Origin of the sequence: Paenibacillus sp. FSL R7-0312 (genome assembly GCF_038004445.1) — a bacterium.
Lineage (GTDB): Bacteria > Bacillota > Bacilli > Paenibacillales > Paenibacillaceae > Paenibacillus_AQ.
The window spans coordinates 6,352,088-6,374,645 of sequence record NZ_JBBORE010000001.1 but is presented as its reverse complement, the minus strand read 5'-3'; the positions used below and the strand labels follow the sequence as shown (position 1 = coordinate 6,374,645).

21 protein-coding genes and 1 tRNA gene are annotated in these 22,558 nt (G+C 53.5%); 15 read left to right on the top strand and 7 right to left on the bottom strand.

All coding sequences use genetic code 11. The features are described from left to right. Positions 1-2: 2 nt before the first annotated feature. From MKX70_RS27870 to MKX70_RS27860, 3 genes are read right to left on the bottom strand one after another with little or no spacing between them, the layout of a single operon-like run. Positions 3-1,253 (bottom strand): MFS transporter, encoded by a 1,251-nt coding sequence (locus tag MKX70_RS27870; protein WP_340788387.1) that lies wholly within the window; start codon positions 1,251-1,253, stop codon positions 3-5. Beyond that, complete coding sequence (locus MKX70_RS27865; RefSeq protein ID WP_340788383.1) at positions 1,250-1,879, bottom strand: LysE family translocator; 630 nt, start codon at positions 1,877-1,879, stop codon at positions 1,250-1,252. Before MKX70_RS27865 ends, MKX70_RS27870 begins: the two co-directional genes overlap by 4 nt. Then, positions 1,876-2,343, bottom strand: a complete 468-nt coding sequence (locus MKX70_RS27860; RefSeq protein WP_042234929.1) for an Lrp/AsnC family transcriptional regulator — start codon at positions 2,341-2,343, stop codon at positions 1,876-1,878. Before MKX70_RS27860 ends, MKX70_RS27865 begins: the two co-directional genes overlap by 4 nt. 214 nt (positions 2,344-2,557) lie before the next feature. Between MKX70_RS27860 and MKX70_RS27855 the strand changes: the two genes are divergently transcribed. Further along, positions 2,558-2,641: transfer RNA gene (locus MKX70_RS27855), tRNA-Leu, on the top strand. Between the two features lie 1,415 nt (positions 2,642-4,056). On the opposite strand, the gene MKX70_RS27850 is transcribed toward MKX70_RS27855, so the two are convergent. Continuing rightward, positions 4,057-5,511, bottom strand: coding sequence for an MDR family MFS transporter (locus MKX70_RS27850; protein ID WP_340841303.1), 1,455 nt, complete (start codon positions 5,509-5,511; stop codon positions 4,057-4,059). A gap of 264 nt (positions 5,512-5,775) precedes the next feature. On the opposite strand from MKX70_RS27850, the gene MKX70_RS27845 reads away from it, so the two are divergent. From MKX70_RS27845 to MKX70_RS27805, 9 genes are all read left to right on the top strand, one after another. After that, the gene (locus tag MKX70_RS27845; RefSeq protein WP_340841301.1) at positions 5,776-6,453 is read left to right on the top strand and encodes a TetR/AcrR family transcriptional regulator; all 678 of its coding nucleotides are present in this window, start codon (positions 5,776-5,778) and stop codon (positions 6,451-6,453) included. Positions 6,454-6,624: 171 nt separating this feature from the next. Beyond that, positions 6,625-7,365, top strand: a complete 741-nt coding sequence (locus MKX70_RS27840) for an RNA polymerase sigma factor (protein ID WP_042234936.1) — start codon at positions 6,625-6,627, stop codon at positions 7,363-7,365. Then, a complete protein-coding gene (locus tag MKX70_RS27835) occupies positions 7,328-7,621 on the top strand; it encodes a hypothetical protein (protein ID WP_340841299.1) in 294 nt (97 codons plus the stop codon). The genes MKX70_RS27840 and MKX70_RS27835 overlap by 38 nt, the downstream gene beginning before the upstream one ends. Positions 7,622-7,656: 35 nt before the next feature. Continuing rightward, entirely contained in the window at positions 7,657-8,532 is an 876-nt protein-coding gene (locus MKX70_RS27830) for an ABC transporter ATP-binding protein (RefSeq protein WP_340841298.1), read from the top strand. After that, complete coding sequence (locus MKX70_RS27825; protein ID WP_042234942.1) at positions 8,529-9,758, top strand: ABC transporter permease; 1,230 nt, start codon at positions 8,529-8,531, stop codon at positions 9,756-9,758. Before MKX70_RS27830 ends, MKX70_RS27825 begins: the two co-directional genes overlap by 4 nt. Continuing rightward, entirely contained in the window at positions 9,755-10,387 is a 633-nt protein-coding gene (locus MKX70_RS27820) for a hypothetical protein (RefSeq protein WP_340788367.1), read from the top strand. Before MKX70_RS27825 ends, MKX70_RS27820 begins: the two co-directional genes overlap by 4 nt. A 217-nt stretch (positions 10,388-10,604) precedes the next feature. After that, complete coding sequence (locus MKX70_RS27815; RefSeq protein WP_340841297.1) at positions 10,605-14,075, top strand: PAS domain S-box protein; 3,471 nt, start codon at positions 10,605-10,607, stop codon at positions 14,073-14,075. A gap of 31 nt (positions 14,076-14,106) precedes the next feature. Then, positions 14,107-14,295 carry a DUF6954 family protein gene (locus tag MKX70_RS27810; protein ID WP_042234948.1) on the top strand — a complete coding sequence of 63 codons (189 nt, stop codon included), beginning with the start codon at positions 14,107-14,109 and terminating at the stop codon, positions 14,293-14,295. A gap of 90 nt (positions 14,296-14,385) precedes the next feature. After that, positions 14,386-14,781, top strand: coding sequence for a NusG domain II-containing protein (locus MKX70_RS27805; RefSeq protein WP_042242154.1), 396 nt, complete (start codon positions 14,386-14,388; stop codon positions 14,779-14,781). A gap of 3 nt (positions 14,782-14,784) precedes the next feature. Here MKX70_RS27805 and MKX70_RS27800 read toward each other — a convergent pair whose 3' ends face one another. From MKX70_RS27800 to MKX70_RS27790, 3 genes are all read right to left on the bottom strand, one after another. Further along, the gene (locus tag MKX70_RS27800) at positions 14,785-15,642 is read right to left on the bottom strand and encodes a TIGR03943 family putative permease subunit (protein WP_042234950.1); all 858 of its coding nucleotides are present in this window, start codon (positions 15,640-15,642) and stop codon (positions 14,785-14,787) included. A gap of 89 nt (positions 15,643-15,731) precedes the next feature. Beyond that, positions 15,732-16,730, bottom strand: coding sequence for a permease (locus tag MKX70_RS27795; protein ID WP_042234952.1), 999 nt, complete (start codon positions 16,728-16,730; stop codon positions 15,732-15,734). Between the two features lie 22 nt (positions 16,731-16,752). Beyond that, positions 16,753-17,784, bottom strand: coding sequence for a CobW family GTP-binding protein (locus tag MKX70_RS27790; RefSeq protein ID WP_340788352.1), 1,032 nt, complete (start codon positions 17,782-17,784; stop codon positions 16,753-16,755). A 294-nt stretch (positions 17,785-18,078) separates the two neighbouring features. On the opposite strand from MKX70_RS27790, the gene rpmG reads away from it, so the two are divergent. The 5 genes from rpmG to MKX70_RS27765 all read left to right on the top strand — a co-directional run bounded on the left by rpmG (position 18,079) and on the right by MKX70_RS27765 (position 22,555). Beyond that, positions 18,079-18,228: a 50S ribosomal protein L33 gene (rpmG, locus tag MKX70_RS27785; RefSeq protein ID WP_081956465.1), complete on the top strand. Its 150-nt coding sequence runs from the start codon at positions 18,079-18,081 to the stop codon at positions 18,226-18,228. Between the two features lie 95 nt (positions 18,229-18,323). Beyond that, on the top strand, positions 18,324-19,532 hold the full coding sequence (locus MKX70_RS27780) for a GTP-binding protein (RefSeq protein WP_042234956.1): 1,209 nt from the start codon (positions 18,324-18,326) through the stop codon (positions 19,530-19,532). 372 nt (positions 19,533-19,904) lie between these two features. After that, complete coding sequence (locus tag MKX70_RS27775) at positions 19,905-20,612, top strand: metal ABC transporter ATP-binding protein (protein ID WP_042234958.1); 708 nt, start codon at positions 19,905-19,907, stop codon at positions 20,610-20,612. After that, on the top strand, positions 20,558-21,397 hold the full coding sequence (locus MKX70_RS27770) for a metal ABC transporter permease (protein ID WP_340841703.1): 840 nt from the start codon (positions 20,558-20,560) through the stop codon (positions 21,395-21,397). The genes MKX70_RS27775 and MKX70_RS27770 overlap by 55 nt, the downstream gene beginning before the upstream one ends. Before the next feature lie 24 nt (positions 21,398-21,421). Next, complete coding sequence (locus MKX70_RS27765; protein WP_042242156.1) at positions 21,422-22,555, top strand: metal ABC transporter substrate-binding protein; 1,134 nt, start codon at positions 21,422-21,424, stop codon at positions 22,553-22,555. Positions 22,556-22,558 lie beyond the last annotated feature (3 nt).

Genomic DNA, 22,558 nt, shown 5'->3' with positions numbered 1-22,558 from the left:
TCTCACAGCCTGCGGATTGGCGAGGCAACAGCAATAATCACCTCGATCAGCTTGGCCCCGGCGGCCAGCAGGAATACAGCACCGGGCGCTAGTGCGCCGCTCATCCAGCCGCCGAGCAATGCGCCGGCTGGCATCGCCGTGCGAGTGACTACCCGCGAGAAGCTAAGCACTCTGCCGAGCAGCTCGGGCGGAACCTTCTCCTGGCGGATGGAAGCGGACAAGACGGACCAGGAGGTGTTGCAGGCAGCGACCAGGCCGAAGCCGATTCCCGGCGCCAGCCAGGAGGCGTTGAAGCCGGCCAGCACAAATCCGCAGGATCCGGCTAGAAGCAGTAACGGAATCAGGCGGCCGCGCCTGAAATGACGGTCGAGATATATAACCGCAAGGCTCCCGGCGACTCCTCCGGCAGCCAGCAAGGTATAAGTCATGCCCATTTGACCTGTAGTTAAATGGAGATTGGTAATCAGGTAGTAGGTCAGGGTGGCATACGCTGCACTGTAGCCGAAGTTGCCGATGGCTGCCTGTAAAGAGAGGGCCAATTGAACAGGGCTGCGGATCAGCCAGAGGAAGCCCTGGGACATTTCGGCGAAAATAGCAGGTGTGGCGCTGCGTGTCCGTGCCGCTTCCTGCGGAAGCCGGTACAGGACGTAGAGAATGACCGCGAAGGAGGCCGCATCCAGCCACAGGATGGAGGCTATGCTCATAAGGGAGGCTAATCCTCCCGCGACCGCCGGTCCGAGCATATCGGCCAGTTGACCTGCGGTCTGAACTCCGGCATTCCCCCGGGTAAGATTCTTCCCGGACAGTGCCGGAATGAGGGTTACAACTGCTATATCATAACCTGTTGATACAATGGATAAGAGCAGAGAAAGGACGTACAAATGCCAAGTGGCGAGCAATCCGTAATGTGCCAGTATGGGAATTAAGGCAATGAGCCCCATTCGGCTCAGATCTGCACAGAGCATCAGCCGCTTGCGGCTGAACCGGTCAAGTATCACTCCTGCAAAAGGAGCGAACAGAATAACCGGCAGCACACTGACGGCAAACAGCGAGCTCATCACAAGCACAGAACCGGTCAGTCTATAGGAGAGCAGCGGCAGACAAAAAGTGTATAGCGCATCCCCGATTCTGGATATGAAATATCCGATCAGGAAATGCGCCAGCTGGAGCGTTGTTTTGGGCTGGGTATGGAGCTGTGGTTCATGCGACAAAGGAGAGGCTGGATAAGATGAGGACCCGCGGGCGGTCTTCATAACAGTTGCCTCCAATAAGTGGATAATACGGTGAAGCTGCCGTACAAGCTGAATAGAATCAGAAGGATTGCGGAGCTTAGGCTCAGGAACCGGCTGAAGCTGGCGGGAAGCCTGCCGCTGATCAAGAAGATAAGACCGGATAACAGCAGCCACCAGGCGAAGGAGCCGAGAGCAATGCCTGCCGGAAGAAACAGGGAGACACTGATTGTATGGCCCAGGGAAGCGGCTAGTGCTATGAAGGACAGTAGCGTTGCGGGATTGGCCAGAGTCAGTAGGAAGGCTGAGAACATGCTGTAGGCAATTCCGCTGCGGGCAGCTGTTACCGGCTCTCCCATGGCCGGGACCGGCCGCAGCGCCTTCAGCCCAAGATAGCCGAGAAACAGGCTGCCGAGCAGACGGAGCGGCAGTGCAAAAGCTGAAGTGAAATCATTTACAATCTGGAAGCTGGCAACGGTCACGAGCGCATAGAACGCATCAGCGAGCGCAATACCGGCACCGGTAGCGAGACCGGCGGTGAAGCCGGACTTCAGTGTACGGTTCATGCACAGCAGAGACATCGGGCCGACAGGAGCGGCAATAATGAAGCCGAAGCTGAGACCGCTTAACAGGGCCAGCCATGTATTCATGGTGTGCGTTCTGCCGGGGGCAGCGGTACATGCGGAGTTTCTTTGACCGTTCCGAGGATAATCGTAGTGCGGGTCCGCACGATACCCGGCAGGCCCTTGATCTCCTCGCTGATAATCCGGTCCAGATCCCGCGTTCCCCGGCAGCGCAGCTTCAGAATGTAATCATCATCCCCGGCGGTATGATGGCATTCCTGAACCTCCGGCAGCTTCATCACGAGTTCTATGAAGCCTTGCCGGTGTTCCGGCCGCTCCAGCGATACGGCAATCAGTGCAGCTAATCCGTAACCGGCCGATTCGGCGTCGATCAGTGCTGTATACCCAGTGATCACACCTTGTTCCTCCAGCCGCCGAACCCTGTCTGCAGTGGCAGGAGAAGAAAGACCAAGCAGTCCGGCAAGCTCGGACCAGGTGATCCTGCCGTTATTCATTATTGCCGAGATGATCTTGTAATCTAAAGAATCCATGTTATTCCTCCTTATATTATTAATCCATATGAGGAATATACATTATAATAATAAGTATTTCAATAATATTCCATACTTATTATTTGCGGTTCATTAAGTGGATAGCAGGACTTTCATAGTGCTGTAATAATCAACAATAAATAATGCTTGCAATTTATATTCAAAGAGAGTATAGTCTTAATTACGGTGATTGAATCACTGAACTACATAATATGCGGTCATGGCGGAATTGGCAGACGCGCTGGCTTCAGGTGCCAGTGATAGCAATATCGTGGAGGTTCGAGTCCTCTTGACCGCATCTTTTTACAAATATGGCTCGTAATTGCTCAGGCAATTACGGGCCATTTTGATTTTTGAGCTAATGGGTGGAATGTAGGCGGGAAAGAGGCTGGGTGAATGAGGGGCAGAAGTGTCCCAGAATCCGCCGGAAGTAGGCGGCAAGCGGAAATGAGGGGCAGAAGTACCCCTGAATCTGCCGGAATTGGGCGGCAAGCGGAAATGAGGGGTAAAAGTGCCCCTGAATCTGCCGGAATTGGGCGGCAAGCGGAAATGAGGGGCAGAAGTACCCCTGAATTCGTCGGAAGTAGGCGTTGTGGGGAAATCAGGGGGTGAAATTCCCTCTGAGTCCACCAAAAGTTGCCAGACGAGCCGGATGTATGCAGAAAACCGAATACAATGCACCAATGTTAGGGCAGATGGGCTGGATGTATGCGAAAAACCGAATACAATGCACCAATGTTAGGGCAGATGGGCCGGATGTAAGCGAAAAACCGAATACAATGCACCAACGATAGGGCAGATGGGCCGGATGTATGCGAAAACAAACATGTCTTTCAAGGCACAACTCCAGCATGAAAATGAGCAGCGTGGCTAAAAAACAGAACATCGTCTTTTCATTTATTTAACATATTTTAACGGAAAACCGAACACAATTGGACTGGGTAAGCCACGTAAGCCAAATGTAATCGAAAAACCGAACACAATTGGACTGGGTGCACCGCGTAGGCCAAATGTAATCGAAAAACCGAACACAATTGGACTGGGTGCACCGCGTAGGCCAAATGTAATCGAAAAACCGAACACAATTGGACTGGGTGCACCGCGTAGGCCAAATGTAATCGAAAAACCGAACACAATTGGACTGGGTACGCCGCGTAGGCCAAATGTAATCGAAAAACCGAACACAATTGGACTGGGTACGCCGCTTAAGCCGAATGTAATCGAAAAACCGAACACAATTGGACTGGGTAAGCCACGTAGGCCAAATGTAATCGAAAAACCGAACACAATTGGACTGGGTGCGCCGCGTAGGCCAAATGTAATCGAAAAACCGAACACAATTGGACTGGGTGCGCCGCGTAGGCCAAATGTAATCGAAAAACCGAACACAATTGGACTGGGTGCGCCGCGTAGGCCAAATGTAATCGAAAAACCGAACACAATTGGACTGGGTGCGCCGCGTAGGCCGTGCGTTTATCGCAGTGCCAGACGTATTTTCACAGAAAAACCGAGTACAATGCACCAATGATAGGACTGATGTGGGCGGGATGAGAAACGAGAAGCCGCAAAAGATGCTACCCGGAAAGGGGAGCATCTTTTTTTGCGTGATATACGTGATATACGTGATGTGCGCTATGTGAGGCGAAGCCTGATGTACTTACAACTTCATGCCGATCAACTTGCGTAACGCGATGACCTCTTTGAATACCTTATTCACCGCCCGCTCCCGTGCTCCTGCTTCCGCAGGAACAGGCTCAATACAACCCCGCAAAGTGCCAGACTCAGCGGAAGCAGGAAGGTGTCGTGGAACCCTGCAACCATCGCTGCGGTATGGGCAGAAGCTGCAGCGGAGCCGGCCTGGCTCATGTGCTCAGCAATGTTGGAAGACAACAGACCGGAGATGATGGCAATGGCGAAGGAGCCGACAATCTGCTGGGCGGAGGTGGTCAGCGGGGTTACCCGGCTGATCAGGTCTTTGGGTGCCGACTTGAGTACATGGGTGCCGAGCTGCATGGTGGTGAGACCCTGGCCCAGTCCCAGAAGGGCGAAGGATCCAATCATCGCATAGATCGTCGTATCGCTGTCCAGCCGTGACAGAAGAACGAGTGCAGCCGAGAGCAGCATAAGACCGGAGAATACAGGAATCCGTGCTCCGTATTTGTCGAGAAGTCTGCCCCCAGCAATAACCCCGGCGAAGCTGACCAGCGCCTGCGGGATGATCATCATCCCGGATTCCAAGGAGGAGAATCCTCTAACCTGCTGCAGATATAAAGGAATCAACAAGATCGAACCGAATAACGCGATCTGGTTAATCCAGACCAGAATAATGCCTTTGGTGAACTCGAAGGAACGGAAGGAGCGCAGCTCAAGCAGCGGCTCCTTCTGTCGCAGCTCTACAACAATAAATAATGACAGAGCAACTAAGCCGAAGGCGAGCGGCAGCAATGAATAGGAGTCTGCCCAACCCTCTGCGCCACCTCTGTGCACTCCAAAGACGAGACTGGAGAAGGCCAGCGGGGAGAGGATCATTCCCCAAATATCCAATTTGGCAGAGGTTCCTTTTTCGGAGACCGGAAGATACTTCATCCCTAAATAGATTGCGATTAGACCGATCGGCAGGTTAATCAGGAAAATCCAATGCCAGTTTACGTATTCGAGCAGCCATCCGGATAACACGGGGCCGAGCAGCGGAGCGATCAGCATGGGCATGGCGAGGAAGCCCATCAGCTCGCCTCTCCGCTCAGGCGGGGCGATTTTGAAGGATAAGGCCATGCCGATAGGAGCTACCATGCCGCCGCCAAGACCCTGCATTATCCGGAAGACAATCAGCTGAGCCGGGGACTGGGCTGCTGCACACAGCAGGGAGCCGATAGTGAACAATAGAATGGATACAAGAAAAACACGCTTAGCGGTGAATCTGTCCGAGAACCACCCTGTGAGCGAAATGACCATGGAGGTGGCCAGCGTGTAGCCGGTAATCGCCCATTGGATGGTCTTTAGGCTGGTGTGAAATACATTCTCCAGCTCAGGTATGGCCACATTCATGATGGTATTGTCCAGCATAACCAGCAGCATTCCGGCAATGAGCGCGAAGAGTAAAGGGATAAGCGGTTTGATCGAAAAAGGTTTGCCGCCTTGCAGGGCGGCTTCTGTTGCGGATGGATTCATTGCAGTACACGTCCTCTTGAAATTAATATGGGTCATCCTGCGAAGCTTGAATAATGATCGGGAAGCAGCTGACCCCTCCGGCCGGTAAGGCTCTCTGCACCCTTAATCTAACGGTGTGAGATTAATATAGCACTGCCTTTTTTCACTGTAAAGGAAAATATCTAACAGTGTAAGTTTGTTATGCCGCATGAATTATCTAACGATGGTAGACCCTGTCTGCTGGATCGCTTAGAATAGAAGCAGCTTGTACTCAGGAGGGCTCGTATGAGAATCAAAAATATGCAAATTACTGAACCCAATATAATTACAGCAGCCTGGGAGCTGCTTGACCAAATAGGCATTGAGGATTTCAGTATGAGGAAGCTGGCGGATCTGCTGCATATCCAGGCCCCGTCGCTGTACTGGCATTTCAAAAGCAAGCAGAGCCTGTTTCAGACGCTGGCCAATGAGGTGGCGAAGGAGGCCCTGCAGTCTGCTAAGCTCGAAGGAGAGTGGGAAGAGCAACTGTTTCAATGTGTATCGATGATCCGCAGCGTGATGATTAAGTATCCGTGTTCCGCCCAGCTGTTAATGAGAACGGTACCTACCGAGCCGGACTATCTGGCCTTAATCAACTCGCTTCTGCAGATCGTGGATCATCTTCCCGTCAGCGACAGCGACAAGTTTTCCTCGATTGCCTGCCTGCTGAATTATGTGATTGCTTTTGAACTCGATAAATATGAACAGCGCAGAGTCGATACAGCCATGAAGAAGGAAGCGGAGGGCGGAGCGCAGGGAATGTTTATGGATTCGCTTGCACGTCTGTCCGGAGGAGGGCCGAACGTGGTGCAGCGTATGCACCATAATGGCTTATTCCGCGAGCTGGGTTCGGATACCATGTTCCGTACAGGCCTGAAAATAATCATTGCAGGAATCGCACAGCTGGCCCAGCAGAAGGCATAAGCCATAGTCTGAAGCTTCATCCAGCTTCTTGAAGATACTGGACTCCTTCAGAAGAACGGCATTTCCGTTTTTTTTTAAGGATATTTATATGTCTTGGGGTCCCCACTTTGTGGGGTTATTTTTTGCGGACAGACTGTAACCTTTTGCACGAGGTAAACGAATAACCAGTAGATGGCTCAGCGGGAGAGGAGGCGGCGTAAGACGAGCGGAAACGGAAGAGAACATGCGGAAGACCCTGAGTCAGAGGAAGCGAAGGATAATTCCGCTGAAGAAGAGGCTGTACTGGTCAGGTTCCGGGACGGAAGCCTGGAGGCCTTTGAGTGGCTGGTGTGTAAGTACCGGAAGCCGGCGGTACGTTTTGCGTACCACTTGACCGGAGATTATCATACGGCCGAGGATCTGGCGCAGGATTGTTTCGCATATCTGCTGGTGTATCCGGAAAAGTATGATCACCGTGCATCCTTCCAGACCTATCTGTTCACGATCCTGCGCAATAAAAGCATTGACTCCATCCGCAAGCGCAGCAGACAGCGTACCTTGACCGCGGAAGAGAGCTATAATCCGGAAAACCGCAGGACACAAAGTGGTAGTCCGGCAGACCGCGGCGGATTCGAGAGCTACGGCAGCGTACATACACAGGGAACAGACGATCCCGAGCGGCTGGCTATTATCCGTGAAGAAGACCTGGAATGGCGCAGAAGGCTGCACCAGATGAAGCCGGATTACGGCCAGGCGGTCTATCTGGTGGATGTGGGACAGATGTCTTATGAGCAGGCGGCAGCAGTAATGCGCCGCAATATGGTTAGCTTCAAGGTACTGCTGCACCGGGCGCGCAAGAAGCTTAGGCAGATTTACGAAAAGGAGGAGTGGGATTGTGAGGTCAAACGAACCGGAACAGTTATTTCTGGATGAGGTCTACCGCAAAGCCCGTTTGCTGGAATATGACAAGCGTGATGCAGAGAAAGTGCTGCATAACCGCAGGATGCTGGCCAGGCGCAAGGCAATGACAATATCATGTGTCACCATCCTAACGGCTGTTTTTGCCCTGATGATCTCGATGGGTAAGATCGATCAGGGATTATGCGTGGCGCTGTCGCTCCTTCTGATCGCAGCAGGTCTGCTGATTGAGAAGCTTGAATTGTCGTGGAGTCCGGAGAATGACGGGTGAACAGGGTGTTGTAAGAACGGGGGGAGAAGACTGGAATGGAGCTAATTATTAATCATTTGACCAAGACCTACGGAAACAAGCAGGCACTGCAGGATATCAGCTTCCGGGTGGGCGAAGGCATTCACGGCCTGCTCGGACCTAACGGAGCAGGTAAAACCACGTTGATGCGTCTGCTTGCCACCTTGCTGGAGCCTACCTCGGGAACGGTGGATATTGGTGGAGTTGCCTTGAAAGATAAGGCCCAGATCCGCGAACTGGTTGGCTATTTGCCGCAGGAATTCGCCTTTTATCCGGGGATGACGGTAGTCGAAGCGATGGATTATCTGGCGCTGCTATCGGGCATAGCCGGCCGTGCGGAGCGGAAGCGGAGAATAGACAATCTGCTTGAGCTGGTTAACCTTACCGAGCAGCGCCGTACCAAGGTAAAGGCGTTATCCGGGGGGATGAAGCGCCGGCTCGGGGTCGCCCAGGCAATGGTGCATGAGCCGAAGCTGCTGATCGTGGATGAACCGACCGCAGGGCTGGACCCTGAAGAGCGGATCCGCTTCCGGCGGCTGCTCAGCCGGTTTGCCGAAGGCAGAATTGTTCTTTTATCCACGCATGTCGTTGAAGACGTAGAGTCCACCTGTGAGCAGATGACCGTGCTGCATAAGGGGCGTCTGCGTTATCACGGCAGAATAGGCGATTTAACTGCCGCCGCTGCCGGCCGTGTCTGGATAGCCGAGCTTGACCGGGTGGAGTGGGAGCGGGACCGCGACCGGTTCCCGGTACTGTCCGCTGTGCCGGAAGGAAGGAATATGCGGGTGCGGGTGCTGGCAGATGAACAGCCCTATGCAGGGGCACAGCAGACCGCGCCGTCGATTGAAGATGCTTATCTGCATCTCATGCGCAGGGAGGAATCGTTTGTATGATGGCACTGATCGGCAAAGAGATGCGTATGACGCTGCGCAGCCTGGTTTTTTATCTGTTTATTATCGCGAGCGTGTTCTTCTATTTCACCTCTTATGCTACGGAGGAAACCTGGGGCGAGCTGGGATCCCCGGTTATAAGTACGCCGCAGAATGTAGGTACTATTGAACACCCATATTACGGCTGGAAGCAGCCGGCGGATACCCGCGATTTGGCCGAACAAATGAGGAAGGAAATGGGCTGGAATCTGGATGCCGGAACCAGCCAGAAGATCAGGCTGGGTTTTCCATTCAAGGTTAAGCTGAGCGAGAAGGAGAAGAATGCCCTGTCTGCAGCGATCTCCCAGCTGGATGAGGTTCTGAAGAATCCGGATAAATATACTATGGATGAGGTATACACTATCGCCGAGTCAGTGAACAATCAATTGGGCGGGAAAAGTATATACCAGCAAGGGCTGGGGGAATTCGGTTCTGCCATTGAGTCTGTTGATGAAGCCATAAAGGCGCAGGAAGCGGATCTTGCCCGCTATAACGCTAAGGTGGATGCAGGTGAATTGCTGCCCGGAGCCGCACGCTACTTCAGTGATTATCTCTCGCTGCCAGCAGGGATCTTTCCGGTCTTTCTGTCTGCCTTTCTGCTGCTCCGGGACCGCTCAAGCCGGATGAATGAATTGATTTACAGCCGCAGGATTTCGCCTTGGGTATATGTCGGTTCGAAGTTTATTGCACAAGGTGTCATGTTATCTGTGATCTACCTCATCCTGGCTGTCATCGGCGGCTGGCAGACCGTACATTCACTGGGGCTTACCGGCCAGACGGGACAGGCTATTGTAATCTTCCTTGGATACACAGCATGGTGGCTACTGCCGACGTTATGGATTTCCGTTGCCTTCGGGATGTTCGGCTCGATGCTGTTCCGCCGGGGGATCGTACCCATCGCCCTGCAGATTATCTGGTGGTTCGTGTCGGTACTGCCGCTGTTGGGCTCTTATGGGCTGAACCGGCTGTTCATCCGCTTCAACTCGCCTAATGACTACGAGTTATATTGGAAGTGGACGGATGAGATTGCACTTAACCGTAGCTTCTATTTAATACTCTCTGTATTATTGGCTGCAGGAGCCGCCTGGTTATGGGAAAGAAACCGCAGCCGGCTGGATTCAGCCAAGACACTGAGCAGGAAGACGGCTAAAGGAAGTGTGGCGGCATCTGCAGCGGAGGCGCTTAGATGAGCCGGCAGATCATCCGCCCGCTGGCCGGGTACAACCTCAGGCTGACTGCACATTATTCCTGGCTCCTGTCCGCAGCGCTTCTGGCTGTCACTCCGTTCTTCATGGAGCCGGCGCTGATGGACAGGGTTCAGGTTGCGAAGCTGGGGGAACTGCTAATCAGCTTGCTGGGACTGATTGTCTTCCCCCACCTGGGCCTGCTGGAGGATGGAGGGATTGGTGAAGTACTCTATGCCAAGCGGGTAAGGCATCATCCGGTATTTCTTTTCCGCTGGCTGCTCACCGTTCTTTATATCTTCCTTGTGGTGACTGCTTTATTCACATGGATGCATGGGAGCGGTGCTGATTTTGCACTGTGGCCGATGATCGGCGGGACAGTGATTACCGCAGTTGCGATAGGATCAGCGGGAATGACGGCTGCACTCTTGATTGGCAACATCTCTGCCGGATACATTGCCGGGTTCTCCTGGTATCTGCTTGATTTCACGACCAAAGGCAAGCTGACCGGCCGCTATTATTTATTCGGCTTGATCAATAGCGAATGGGATAATGATAAATGGCTGCTGGCAGGTGGTTCTCTCGCCCTGGCGCTGTTCTGCGCCTTCTGGCTGCCGCGCAAGAGGCTGGACTAATAGAGGCCAGCCCTGTCATATATCAGGTACACTCCAATATTTTAAAAATCATATAACAACCGCCTTGATGTCGTTTATTTGACCGGGGCGGTTTTTTGACGCATTGAATATACTGCCTGATTATTGGTGTGACTTCAGGGCTGGAGCATATTTTCCGAAATAAAGGTATACTGATAATAATTTATGTCCCCCACTTTCATAGAGGAGGCTCGGAGCTTTGTCTGACACACTTTTTAAGCATTTGTATTTACGGTCTTCCATAGGCTATGCGGTAGTATCCATTGATAATGGTACAGTGCTCATGGCCAACCCTGCCTTTTGCGGGATGTTTGGATATACAGAGGATGAACTTAAGGGTCTGCGTTATTTGGATATTGCCTGTCCGGAGGATGAGCATACCGTGGATCACGGCCTGATTATGAAATATTTGCTGCGCAGTCCCGGCGCGGCTGTAGATAAAGAGAAACGGTTTGTGCGCAAGGATGGGAAGATCATCTGGGTGGCGCTGCATATATTTTTGATTTTTGATGAATCGACAGGCAGGCCCCTGCAGCTGATTGCGGAGATGACGGATATTACCGCACGCAAAGTGGCGGAGAAGAAGATTGTGGATGATCATCAGCTCTATAAGCTGATTACGCAAAATACTCCGGACATGATCTCATTTGCCGATCCGGATGGTACCTTGCGATATGTTTCTCCCTCTGTTGAAAAACTGATGGGTTATTCCGCAAGTGAGATGATCGGCAGGAAAAGACAGGAGTATTATCATGAAGTTGATGCGCTAGAGATGACCGAGCAGGGTAAGCTTTACTCGGACAACGATGTCTTTACCCGCCGGGCAAGGCATAAAGACGGCCATTATATTTGGATTGAAAGCTCGTTTCAGGTTATGCGGGACAGCGAAGGTGAATTGCAGCAGGTACTGACCATTGCCCGTGATGTTACGGAGCGGAAGAAATACGAGGAGATGCTGGCGTCTGCGCAGGAGCTTGGGCAGATGGGTTCGTGGGAATGGGATTCGGTCTATACGGTGTTGACGGTGTCCAGCCAGATGCGGGCTATTTTTGAAATGGGCGGTAGTCAGGGCAGTCATACCCGGACTGATCATCAGCTGCTCCTGGATTGTGTGGTGAAGGATGATCTGGGGGCGCTGCGTGAGCAGCTGCACCATACACTGAAGTCTGGCACCCAAGGTGAAGCCACCTTCAGAATCAGGAACGGCAGCGGCGGGTGTAAGGTGATCTATGCGCACTGGGAGGTTATCCTAGATGCGGCAGGCAAAGTTCAGCAGATCCGCGGCATTGTGCAGGATGTTACGGAACGCCACCGGATGGAAGAACAGCTTCGCGACAGCGAACGGAATTACCGCCTGATCTCGGAGAATTCACAGGACTTTATCTCACGTAATGCGACAGATGAACAGGCGACATTTCTGTATGCTTCTCCGGTTTGCCAGCAGATGTTCGGATATACTCCGGAAGAAATGGTCGGCACGAATGGGATGGATTATATCCATCCCGACGATTTTGCCTGTGTGAAGGCTTTTCTGGACGACAGTAAGCAGGGCTTGAAGCTGGAACCTATCGTCTTCCGTTATCTGTGCAAGGACGGCTCGTATCTGTGGGTGGAGACTACGCTGCGGCATACGGAGACGGGAACCGCAGGAATTACAGAGATGATCGGAGTTACACGGAATATCTCTGAGCGCAAGCAATATGAACTGAAGCTGCTGGAAAGCGAGAACCGGTACAAGTCGCTGTTCGAATATAATCCGTCCGCAATCAGTGCAATGGATCTGCAGGGCTGCATTCAGTCGCTGAATGCCAGTCTGCAGCAGCTTACCGGTTATTCCCGTGAGACACTTCTGCATTCAAGCTACAGTGAGATTATTGATGTGGATGAGCTGGCATTTGTGAATAACCAATTTCTTGCCGCTTGCGGGGGGACTTCCCAGACCTTCGAGACCCGGATCATCCGCCATGACGGGCAGACGGTTGAGGTTGGCATGATTTATGTGCCAATTCTGCTGGACAGCCAGGTGGTAGGCGTGTTTGCAATCACGAGCGATATCACCGAGCGCAAACGACATTTGGAACAGATTGAGAAGCTCAGTTATGAGCATGCGCTGATATTGAATTCGGTTTCGGAGGGAATCTTTGGTATCAACCTGCAGGGGGAGACGGTCTTTATTAATCCGGCGGCTTCCGTTATGCTGGGTTACGCTCCCGGTGAGCTGGCCAGCAATATCAAGCTGCAGACAATCGCCCAGACCTGGATGGACGGGGAACTCTACCGCGGGGGGCGTAGAACGCTCGCAGAGCTGCTTACGACCAATCTCTCCTATGAGCGGGAGCAGGAAGGGGTTTTCTGGAGACAGGATGGTTCCAGCTTCCTCGTTAAATACCGCATGACGGCATTATACGACAACGGGGAACGTAAAGGTGCGGTAGTGGTATTCCGTGACATTACCGAGGAGAAAGCGGTTGTGCGTGCCAAGGAATCAGCAGAGCAGGCCGACCGGGCCAAATCAGAATTCCTGGCCATTATGAGCCACGAGCTGCGTACTCCGATGAATGGGATCATTGGCATGGCTGATCTGCTCTCGGGTACAGAGCTTACGGAAGAGCAGGAATACTACACGCAGATTATCAACAAAAGCAGCGGAGCACTGCTGCATATCCTGAATGAGGTGCTGGATTTCAGCAAAATTGAATCCGGTATGATGACGCTGGATCTGCAGCCGGTCGATGTCCGGCAAGTGATTCAGAATGTGTGTGAACTCTTTTACCCGCGGGTCAAAGAAAAAGGGTTGACTCTTCGCAGCGAAGCAGATCCGGAGATTCCCGGGCTTGTAATAACGGACGAAATCCGGCTGCGGCAAATCCTGGTGAATCTGATCGGCAATGCGGTGAAATTCACGGAAGAAGGGGAAATCGGCATTTCGGTGAAGCTGGAATCTGTACGGGAACCCGGGTCAATCATTCTCAGATTCACGGTGACAGATACCGGCATTGGAATTCCGCAGGACAGCCAGAGCCTCTTGTTCCAGTCGTTCTCCCAGCTGCATCCTTCCATTAACCGCAAATACGGCGGAACCGGACTGGGGCTGGCCATAAGCAAGAAGCTGGTCGAGCTGCTGGATGGTGCGATCGGTGTGGACAGTACGGAAGGTGAGGGCTCGGAGTTCTATTTCACGATTGAGGTTATGCCGTCTGGTGAGGTTGCGGGGCCTCCGCTGCCCCTGGAGATCCTTGCAGCTGAAGAATATAAGAACGGAATTTTTGATATGGATTATCCGGAGGGGCGATATGGTCCGTTGTCGATCCTTATTGCCGAGGATCATCCGGTGAATCTGCACCTGCTGCAGAAGTATTTGAATAAGCGCGGCTATACTTCGGATGTGGCCCTGAACGGGGAGCAGGCGGTTCATGCTGTGCTCACACGTCATTATGATCTAGTGTTTATGGATATTCAGATGCCGGTGCTGGATGGTATTGAGGCTACAGGGCGGATCCGCGAGGCGATGGGATTATCCCCGGTTATTATTGCGGTTACCGCCTTTGCCCGGAAGGAAGATAAGGAAATGTGCCTTCGAGCAGGGATGCAGGACTTCATCTCCAAGCCGATCCGTGTGGAAGAGCTGGACAGGGTTCTGCGGGAATGGTCGATTAAGCTCCGGAATTAGCAGGCAGAGCCTTGAGGAGGAGCAAACAGGAATGAGATGGATCATCTATATTTTATTTACCATACTCTATGTCCTGACAACGCTATATGGGCTGGGGCCGGTGCTGCTGGCTGACGCATCGTTCCGGGAGAGGATGCTGACACTGGCCATTGTACTGCTGGTCTATGCCGGAATTACCTGGTGGCTGCGCAGTATGCTGAAGCGGCTGGGCAGACGTTGACAATCTTCCCCTGGCTAAACTATTATTTATAGGGATCGTAATTATTACGATTATAAACTAGTCAGCGAGAGGGTTACGACATTGAAAACCATGAAACGTGGCGATTTCATTATGATCCTGGTCGTATTGCTTGCCGCCGGTTCCATTTACGGCTATAAGTGGTTCTCGAATCACAATGAGCATTATGCACAGGGAGATCTGAAGGCTGTTATTACAGTGAACGGCAAGGCGTACAAGACGGTAATCCTGACCAAGGAAGAACAGATTATAGACATCCGTACCAAGTTCGGCCACAATACCCTGAAGGTGTTCGACTATGGGATACAGATGACTTACTCGGATGCTCCCCTGACCATTGCGCTGGATATGGGGTTCATCTCCAGGCCCAAACAGCAGATTATCTGTATTCCGGCCCGGCTTCTCGTTGAGGTCGTAAATCCAGATTCATCCATTGATGACGATGACGCGCTGGACGCAGTGATCTAGCACTCAAGGCTGCAGCTCCTCCCAGGCCGCTGCGGCGTCGGCACTAGTGTATACATAAGGTGTGGACGGCTCAGGAACTGCGGTCAGGACTTCCGGAGTAATCTGCAGTGTCTCCACTCCCTGATAGAGCACCACATGAAGCTTGCCCCGAACCTCAATCCAGGTATCGGCGGGCAGGCTTATTTGTGTTCCCGGCTCCAGCAGAATACCGAACGGAGTGGCATCCGCCGTGCAGCACTGGACGAGGAATCGGCTGACCGCATAGCTGGACTGGTCCGCACCCTGCGGCTCGCGGTAGAGGAAGCCGGATACCGAGATTTCCCTGCCTTCAAACTGTGATTTATACAGGTTGATTGCGCCTAGGGTCTCGGAGAAAATCTCCGGGTATACAGGAATAACGGACTCTCCGTACAGCTTGCCGGCCAGCTCGGCAAATTCCGCCTCATAGGGGTTAGAGGGAGTGAACTTCGCGCCGCTGCCGGACTCTGCGGCTGTATAAGACAGGGTGAGGCCTTTTCTGGCCGCTGCCGCACTGCCCAGCGCGCGGTCAGGCAGGAGAAACCCCAGCAGGAGCGGAAGCAGGAACAGGCTGTACAGTGCGGAGCTGCCCAGCCCGGAACGGGGGAGGCGGTGCTCACAGTCGCACAGGACACTGCTTTTGCCAAGGACGGCTTGAAGTCCGAGGCTCAGCGCCATCAGGGAGAGCGGAACCGGGCACAACCTGATCCAGCGGGCCAGCTTGGGGGCAACGTAATAATGAAGCGCGTCCTGCTGGACCAGATGTCCGATATAGAGGGCGAAGGCGAGCAGAATAACCGCCCTCAGTAAATAGTGAAACCGGATGCTCCGGGCGTTATTCATACGGAACCTCCTAAAAGTTTGTGAGAGTTGCTCCCTGAGTTTCTGCGGACAAGCTGCATCGGAAGCCTATGCTGAGTTTGTGAAGGTTGCTACAGCCAGAGTGAAGCCAGCACCGAGCCGGTGAAGACGGCCGAGAAAATCAGGAAGAACAGATAAAGTGCGAATCTGGTTTTGAACAGCGACAGCAGCATCAGTGAGTTTTTGAAGTCGAGCATCGGGCCCAGCACCATGAACGCCAGCAATGATCCGGCCGGAAATGAATGCAGGAAGGTAGAGGCGACAAAGGCATCTGAGGTGGAGCAGAGCGAGAGTACAAAGGCCAGCCCCATCATGAACAGGTAGGAGCCCAGCGGGCGCTCTCCGATAGCGGTCAGGCTGCCGTGATTCATGAAGGTTTGGATACCGGCGGTTAACAGGCAGCCGATGATCAGGTATTTGCCCATTTCAAAAAACTCATCCGACGTATGCACAAAGACTGCGACTAGCCGCCCGCCGCGGGTAGTGCGGTGATGCTCCTCGCCTCCCTCGCGCGGGATGGACAGACGCAGCGGTGATTTGCGGACGGTGGCATAGATGACAAGTCCGATTAGGGCGGCTACGGCAAAAGCCAGTCCCATCCGCGCATAGGCCAGTTCCGGATGGGAAAGAAAAGCCGTCAGGGTGGCCCCGTAGACGACAGGATTCAGGATCGGACCGGACAGGATGAAGACGATGGCGACGTAGAGCGGCATGCCTTTGTGCATTAACCGGCGGACAAGCGGAATCATCCCGCATTCGCAGACGGGGAAGATGATCCCGAGCAGGCAGCCGAATAGAATAGCCGGAACCGGATGGCGCGGAATCCAGCGTGAGATCATCTCGTCCGGCACGAAGACGCGGAGCAGTGAGGAGAGCAGCGCACCCAGGAGCACGAACGGCAGGGCTTCGAGCAGAATGCCGAGAAACGCTGTTTTGAACGTGTCCACATACCCGTTGTTAAGCAGCTCCGGATGACCGGGGAGCCAGAGAATGCCAATCGTGAGCAGGAAGGCAGCGGGAATGAGCAGCGGCAGTATTTTGAACGGAGAAAAGGTTGTCAAGGGCTTCATCGGCTCCTTCCCGCGCCTGATATTAGCTGAATAAGGCTGCCCAGCGGCGGCTGACTGCCCTCTCGTCCAAATTCAGGCCGATGCACACAATGTAAGGCTGGCCCGGATAACGCGAGGCTTCCCAGGTTGTACGGTGTCCCGCATATTGCACAAGCTGTACGGAATCATGCTCCGCAAGCTGGACATGACCTTTGGCTCTAAGCAGACTGTCTCCCCATTCCCGGAAAAAAAGCTCCAGCTGCTCCCGGCGGATGCTTCCGTTTCCCCCCTGCGGAACGGTCAGCGTGACTGCCGCTACCTGCGAGTAGGAGGTGCTTGGGCCGGACTCAGGCTCCTGCACAGCAGTCGCGCTGCCCCCGTAGCCAGGACTGGTTCGTTTAAGCAATGTGCCGTTCATAGTACCCGGTCCGCGCTGCGGCGCAGGCCTCCGCAGTTCACGGGCGTCGATGCCTGCCAGCAGCGGGGCCAGATTAATCTGACTGTAATGGGTAAAAACAATCTCCGATTCAGAGTTTTGCTTATAGACCATTTTCTCGATTTTCCATAGAGTTTCCGGTTCGACCAGATCGCTTTTGTTCACGATAATCAGATCGGCCACCGTGAGCTGCTTGCGCAGGGTGCGGACCAGCTGTTTATCGGCGGAGAAGCGGCTGTTATAGTCCAGCGCATTCTCGGCGTCGAGCAGCGTGATGGTAAAGTGCAGCTTCAACCTGTCAGCTAAAGGCATCTCCAGCAGCGATTTGGCAATTTCATCGGGGTCCGCTACGCCGGTAAGCTCGATGTAGATGATATCCGGACGGCGCGCCAGCAGGGCGGCCAGACTGCGCGGCAGCTCTTCCTTACGGCTGCAGCATACACAGCCGTCCAGCAGCTTTTCCACACTAGTGCCGGTATTCTCCTGCAGAATATAGCCGTCCACATCCTTTTTCCCCAGCTCATTCATGACAACGCCGGGATTCAGCCCCCGCCGCTTGCTCTCCTTCAGCAGACTTAACAGCAGAGTAGTTTTTCCGCTCCCCAGAAATCCGCTCAGTATGATCACAGGTATCTTCATGGCTCACTCTCCCGCTTCGTTCTTGGAATTGCAAGAATCATATTTTCTTTGTAATAAAACCTTCGATGCATCTCACCAGAGCAACCGTCTGTTTCCTGTTGGAACGCCCCGCTCTTGAAGGAGTCCAAGCCGTTTTCACTTGTAATTCCATCTATACGTAATTCCTCCACAGGAAAGACCACAATTCTAAGAGAGTTGAAATTTTGCGGATCACCAGTTGACAGCGGACAGGCGGACCATGTAGAATGTGTAAATCGTAATAATTACGAATAAATGAGAGGGAGTTGAATTTTAGTGAGAGTAATCGTTACCTTGGCCTGCACGGAGTCTGGCGACCGCAACTACACCACAACGAAGAATAAGAGAACCACGCCCGGACGGCTTGAGATGAAGAAATATTGCCCGCGCCTGAAGCGTGTAACGCTGCACCGTGAGACCCGCTAAGGATGCTGAGCAGTACCTTGGGAAGGAAGAAGTTCTGATAGACGGGCGGTGGGTGCGCTGCTGTCCTAAACTAAATTTGTGTAAGGAGTAAATCAATGAAGAGAATTCCTGTTACTGTGCTGAGCGGATACCTCGGTTCCGGCAAAACCACACTCCTGAATCACATCCTGCATAACCGCGATGGCCTTAAGGTGGCAGTCATTGTGAATGATATGAGTGAGGTGAACGTGGATGCGGGGCTGGTGAAATCCGGCAATACTCTCTCCCGGACAGAGGAGAAGCTGGTGGAAATGTCCAATGGCTGTATCTGCTGCACGCTCCGCGACGACCTGCTGCGGGAAGTGAATAATCTTGCGTCGGAAGGACGTTTCGATTATATTCTGATCGAGTCTTCCGGCATCAGCGAGCCGGTTCCGGTAGCCCAGACCTTCACCTATGCGAACCCGGAGCTGGATATTGATCTTACTGAGCTTGCCCGACTGGACACGATGGTTACGGTAGTCGATGCCAACCGATTCTGGCATGACTTCGCTTCGGGAGACAGTCTGCTGGACCGCAATATGACTGCGGGCGAAGGCGACTTCCGGGATATCGTCGATCTGCTCATTGACCAGATTGAGACCTGCGATGTGCTGCTGCTGAACAAATGCGATCTGGTGGAAGAGCAGGAGCTGAACAAGCTGGAGGCTGTGCTGCGCAGGCTTCAACCGCGCGCGAAGATCATCCGCACGGTTAATGCGGAGGTTGACCCTTCAGAGATCCTGAATACAGGTCTGTTTGATTTCGAGCAGACCAGTCTGTCCTCCGGCTGGATCGCGGAGCTTGGCAAGGAGGAGCATACACCGGAGACGGAAGAATACGGCATCACCTCTTTTGTCTACCGGCGCAGAACGCCATTCCATCCGCAGCGGCTGAGCTTCTTCTTCAGCAACTGGCCGGCCGAGGTAGTCCGGGCTAAAGGTCTGGTATGGCTGGCCGCGCGCGGGGATCTGGCCGCAACCATCAGTCAGGCGGGACCGTCCATTCAGTTCGGTCCGGCCGGTTACTGGCTGGCGACGATGCCGGAGGACCAGCAGTTGGAGGTGCTGGCCAGTGAGCCGGATGTCAAGGCGAAGTGGGACGATCAGTGGGGCGACCGGCTGAACGAGATCGTGTTCATCGGTGTCAGCATGAACCGTGCAGACATTGAAGCCCGGCTGGACCGCTGCCTGCTTAGCGCGGAAGAAATGCAGCTGGACTGGAACGAGTTCAACAATCCGCTGCCATGGCCGGCAGAGGAGCTGCTTGCTGCTGGGCAGGAATAGACAGCTGAGGAGAAGCGTGCAGCGGGCGGAAGGTTAGGGTTTAAGAATTGAACTCGGGTGATACAGGGCATTTATATCCGGGTGGAATGGAAGACGGGTATCTGGAGTTATGGTGGAATGCAGGACGAGCATCTAAATTCGCGGAAGAGCCGGAATCGAGACTGTCGGTTCCGGCTTTTTACTGCCTAGATTACGGGGCTAATGAGTTTAATTACGATTAAATTCCGGTTTTGGGTTTACAGATCGTAAATATTACGATAATATCAATAGAGTTAAAACGTAATTATTACGATTAAATCTACTGCTGTTGCCTGTGAATAGACTTTGCGGTGCTCCATCTGAAGTTGAATGAAGAAGGGAAGACGATACACTATGATTTTGTCATCCATGCGGGATGTTGTGTTCGGCTACGGGAACGAGCCGGTCATTGACCGCTTGTCGCTGGATATTGAAGCCGGACAGTTCATCGGGATCACCGGCCCGAACGGGGCGGCGAAGACCACGCTGCTCAAGCTTATGCTGGGCCTGCTGAAGCCCTGGAGCGGAACGGTCTCCCTGAACAAGGAGCTTGCCGGCGGGGGCGGGCTGGTGATCGGCTATGTGCCGCAGCAAGTCGCCTCCTTCAATGCCGGATTTCCCAGCAAGGTCATCGAGCTGGTCCGTTCCGGCTGCTACTCCAGGCTGGGATTGTTCCGCCGCTTCACGAAGGAACAGGAAGCGCTGGTGGAGAGCAGCCTGCGTCAGGTCGATATGTGGGAGTACCGTAACCGCAGAATCGGCGAGTTGTCCGGCGGGCAGAAGCAGCGGATCTGCATCGCCCGGGCGCTGGCCCAGCAGCCGCAGGTGCTGGTGCTCGATGAGCCGGCAACCGGCATGGATACAGCCAGCCGCAGCGGCTTCTACAAGCTGATGCGGCATTATGTCAGCCAGCATGGCCGCACCGTCATTATGGTTACACATGGCCTGGAAGAGACAAGATCCTATCTGGATACGGTGATCAGCCTGGAACGGCAGGAACAGGAGGGCTGGACATGCTTGGTTACGAATTCATGCAGCGTGCATTTTGGGCAGGAGGCCTGATTGGCATTATTGGTCCGCTGCTTGGCGTTTATCTGATGCTGCGCAGGCAGGTGCTGATGGCGGACACCCTGTCCCATGTCTCACTTGCAGGTGTGGCGCTGGGATCAGTCCTGCAGTGGAACCCGGCCATCAGCGGATTCACTGTGGCCGTAGCCGGAGGGCTGGTTATCGAGCAGCTGCGCCGTTCTTACCGTACATACAGTGAGCTTCCGGTAGCTATCATTATGACCTCCGGTCTGGCGCTGGCCGTAATGCTGATGAGCCTGAAGCAGAACCTGACCAAGAGCTTCAGCTCTTACTTGTTCGGCTCCATCGTTGCCGTGAGTGATACCCAGCTTAAGCTGATTGCTATCGTGGCCGCCGCCGGACTTGTCTACTTCATTGTTCTGCGCCGGCCGCTGTACAGCCTGACATTTGACGAGGAGACCGCCAGCATCGGCGGGGTTCATACAGGGTTGTTGTCCTTCTCCTTCGCGGTTCTTACCGGCATGACTGTTGCCGCTGCAATGCCTGTTGTAGGCGTGCTGCTGGTATCCGCGCTAATAGTGCTTCCGGCATCCATTGCTCTGCGGATTGCGTCCGGTTTTACCGCAGCCATTCTGATTTCTGTCGGTGTCGGATTAACCGGTGTTTTTAGCGGCTTGACGGCTTCGTATTATATCAACACGCCTCCTGGAGGCACGATTGCGCTTATTCTGCTCGTATTTCTGCTGAGTGCCATAGCCGTACAACGGCTGATTACATTGAAAAACCGCCGCAACATTCATAAATCTACAACCATTTAAGAAAAGGGGTCTCCGAAAAATATGATGAATTCCAAATCAAAGTCCAAATTCAGAATCCGCCACCTTGCTGCCTTGTCTCTCACCGCTATGCTTATTGTCTCCGGCTGCGGAAACAATACTGCAGGCAATGCTGCCTCTACCGGCAGCGCTGCTAACGCACCGTCCTCAGCGGCTGCAGCTACAACCGTACCTGCGGCAGACAAGCTGAATATTAAGGTCAGCTTTTATCCGATGTATGAATTCACGAAGAATATTACCGGTGATCTTGCGGATGTGGAAGTCCTGATTCCGGCTGGAACCGAGCCGCATGACTGGGAGCCGACCGCTAAGGATATGGCTGAGATTTCCGAGGCGGATGTGCTTGTCTATAACGGAGCCGGTATGGAAGGCTGGGCGCAGCAGGTTGTAGACGGGGCCTCCGGCAGCAAACTGATTACCGTAGAAGCCAGTAAAGGGCTGGAAATCATGGAAGGAACGGAAGAGGAAGAGGGACATGACCATGAGCATGAGCATGAGGATGAGCATGCCCATGAAGAAGGCACAGCGTCCGGAGAGGCTGATCACAACCACGAACATGATCACGAGGATGAACATGGGGAAGAAGCACATGCCGGAGAAGGCCATGATCACGGCGGCCTTGACCCGCATGTGTGGCTCGCCCCGGCTATGGCGATCCAGGAGGTCCGCACGATTGAAGCGGCTTTATCCGCAGCCTCGCCTGAGAATGCAGCAGCCTTCAAAACGAATAGCGAAGCCTATATCGCCAAGCTGCAGCAGCTGGACCAGGAGTTCAAAGACGGGCTGAAGGATACGAAACGTAAGGACTTTATTACCCAGCATGCCGCTTTCGGATACCTGGCCCGTGAATATGGCTTAACTCAAGTGCCTATCGCCGGGCTGTCACCGGAGCAGGAGCCATCCGCTGCTCAAATGGCAGAGATCGTAGAATTTGCCAAGGCGAATAACGTAAAAACGATCTTTTTCGAAACTCTGGTATCCTCCGGCGTGGCTGACACTATTGCCCAGGAAATTGGAGCCAAGACAGCCGTACTGAATCCGATTGAAGGACTGACGGAGGAAGATATCAGGGATAATCTGGATTACTTGGGCGTTATGCGCCAGAATCTTACAGCTCTGAGTGCGGCGCTGAACGAATAAGAA

Bases quoted from the DNA above. Each gene is read 5' to 3' on its own strand.
- MKX70_RS27870 (WP_340788387.1), bottom strand. From the start codon at position 1,253: ATGAAGACCGCCCGCGGGTCCTCATCTTATCCAGCCTCTCCTTTGTCG.
- MKX70_RS27865 (WP_340788383.1), bottom strand. From the start codon at position 1,879: ATGAATACATGGCTGGCCCTGTTAAGCGGTCTCAGCTTCGGCTTCATT.
- MKX70_RS27860 (WP_042234929.1), bottom strand. From the start codon at position 2,343: ATGGATTCTTTAGATTACAAGATCATCTCGGCAATAATGAATAACGGC.
- MKX70_RS27850 (WP_340841303.1), bottom strand. From the start codon at position 5,511: ATGAATCCATCCGCAACAGAAGCCGCCCTGCAAGGCGGCAAACCTTTT.
- MKX70_RS27845 (WP_340841301.1), top strand. From the start codon at position 5,776: ATGAGAATCAAAAATATGCAAATTACTGAACCCAATATAATTACAGCA.
- MKX70_RS27840 (WP_042234936.1), top strand. From the start codon at position 6,625: ATGGCTCAGCGGGAGAGGAGGCGGCGTAAGACGAGCGGAAACGGAAGA.
- MKX70_RS27830 (WP_340841298.1), top strand. From the start codon at position 7,657: ATGGAGCTAATTATTAATCATTTGACCAAGACCTACGGAAACAAGCAG.
- MKX70_RS27825 (WP_042234942.1), top strand. From the start codon at position 8,529: ATGATGGCACTGATCGGCAAAGAGATGCGTATGACGCTGCGCAGCCTG.
- MKX70_RS27820 (WP_340788367.1), top strand. From the start codon at position 9,755: ATGAGCCGGCAGATCATCCGCCCGCTGGCCGGGTACAACCTCAGGCTG.
- MKX70_RS27810 (WP_042234948.1), top strand. From the start codon at position 14,107: ATGAGATGGATCATCTATATTTTATTTACCATACTCTATGTCCTGACA.
- MKX70_RS27805 (WP_042242154.1), top strand. From the start codon at position 14,386: ATGAAACGTGGCGATTTCATTATGATCCTGGTCGTATTGCTTGCCGCC.
- MKX70_RS27800 (WP_042234950.1), bottom strand. From the start codon at position 15,642: ATGAATAACGCCCGGAGCATCCGGTTTCACTATTTACTGAGGGCGGTT.
- MKX70_RS27795 (WP_042234952.1), bottom strand. From the start codon at position 16,730: ATGAAGCCCTTGACAACCTTTTCTCCGTTCAAAATACTGCCGCTGCTC.
- MKX70_RS27790 (WP_340788352.1), bottom strand. From the start codon at position 17,784: ATGAAGATACCTGTGATCATACTGAGCGGATTTCTGGGGAGCGGAAAA.
- MKX70_RS27780 (WP_042234956.1), top strand. From the start codon at position 18,324: ATGAAGAGAATTCCTGTTACTGTGCTGAGCGGATACCTCGGTTCCGGC.
- MKX70_RS27775 (WP_042234958.1), top strand. From the start codon at position 19,905: ATGATTTTGTCATCCATGCGGGATGTTGTGTTCGGCTACGGGAACGAG.
- MKX70_RS27765 (WP_042242156.1), top strand. From the start codon at position 21,422: ATGAATTCCAAATCAAAGTCCAAATTCAGAATCCGCCACCTTGCTGCC.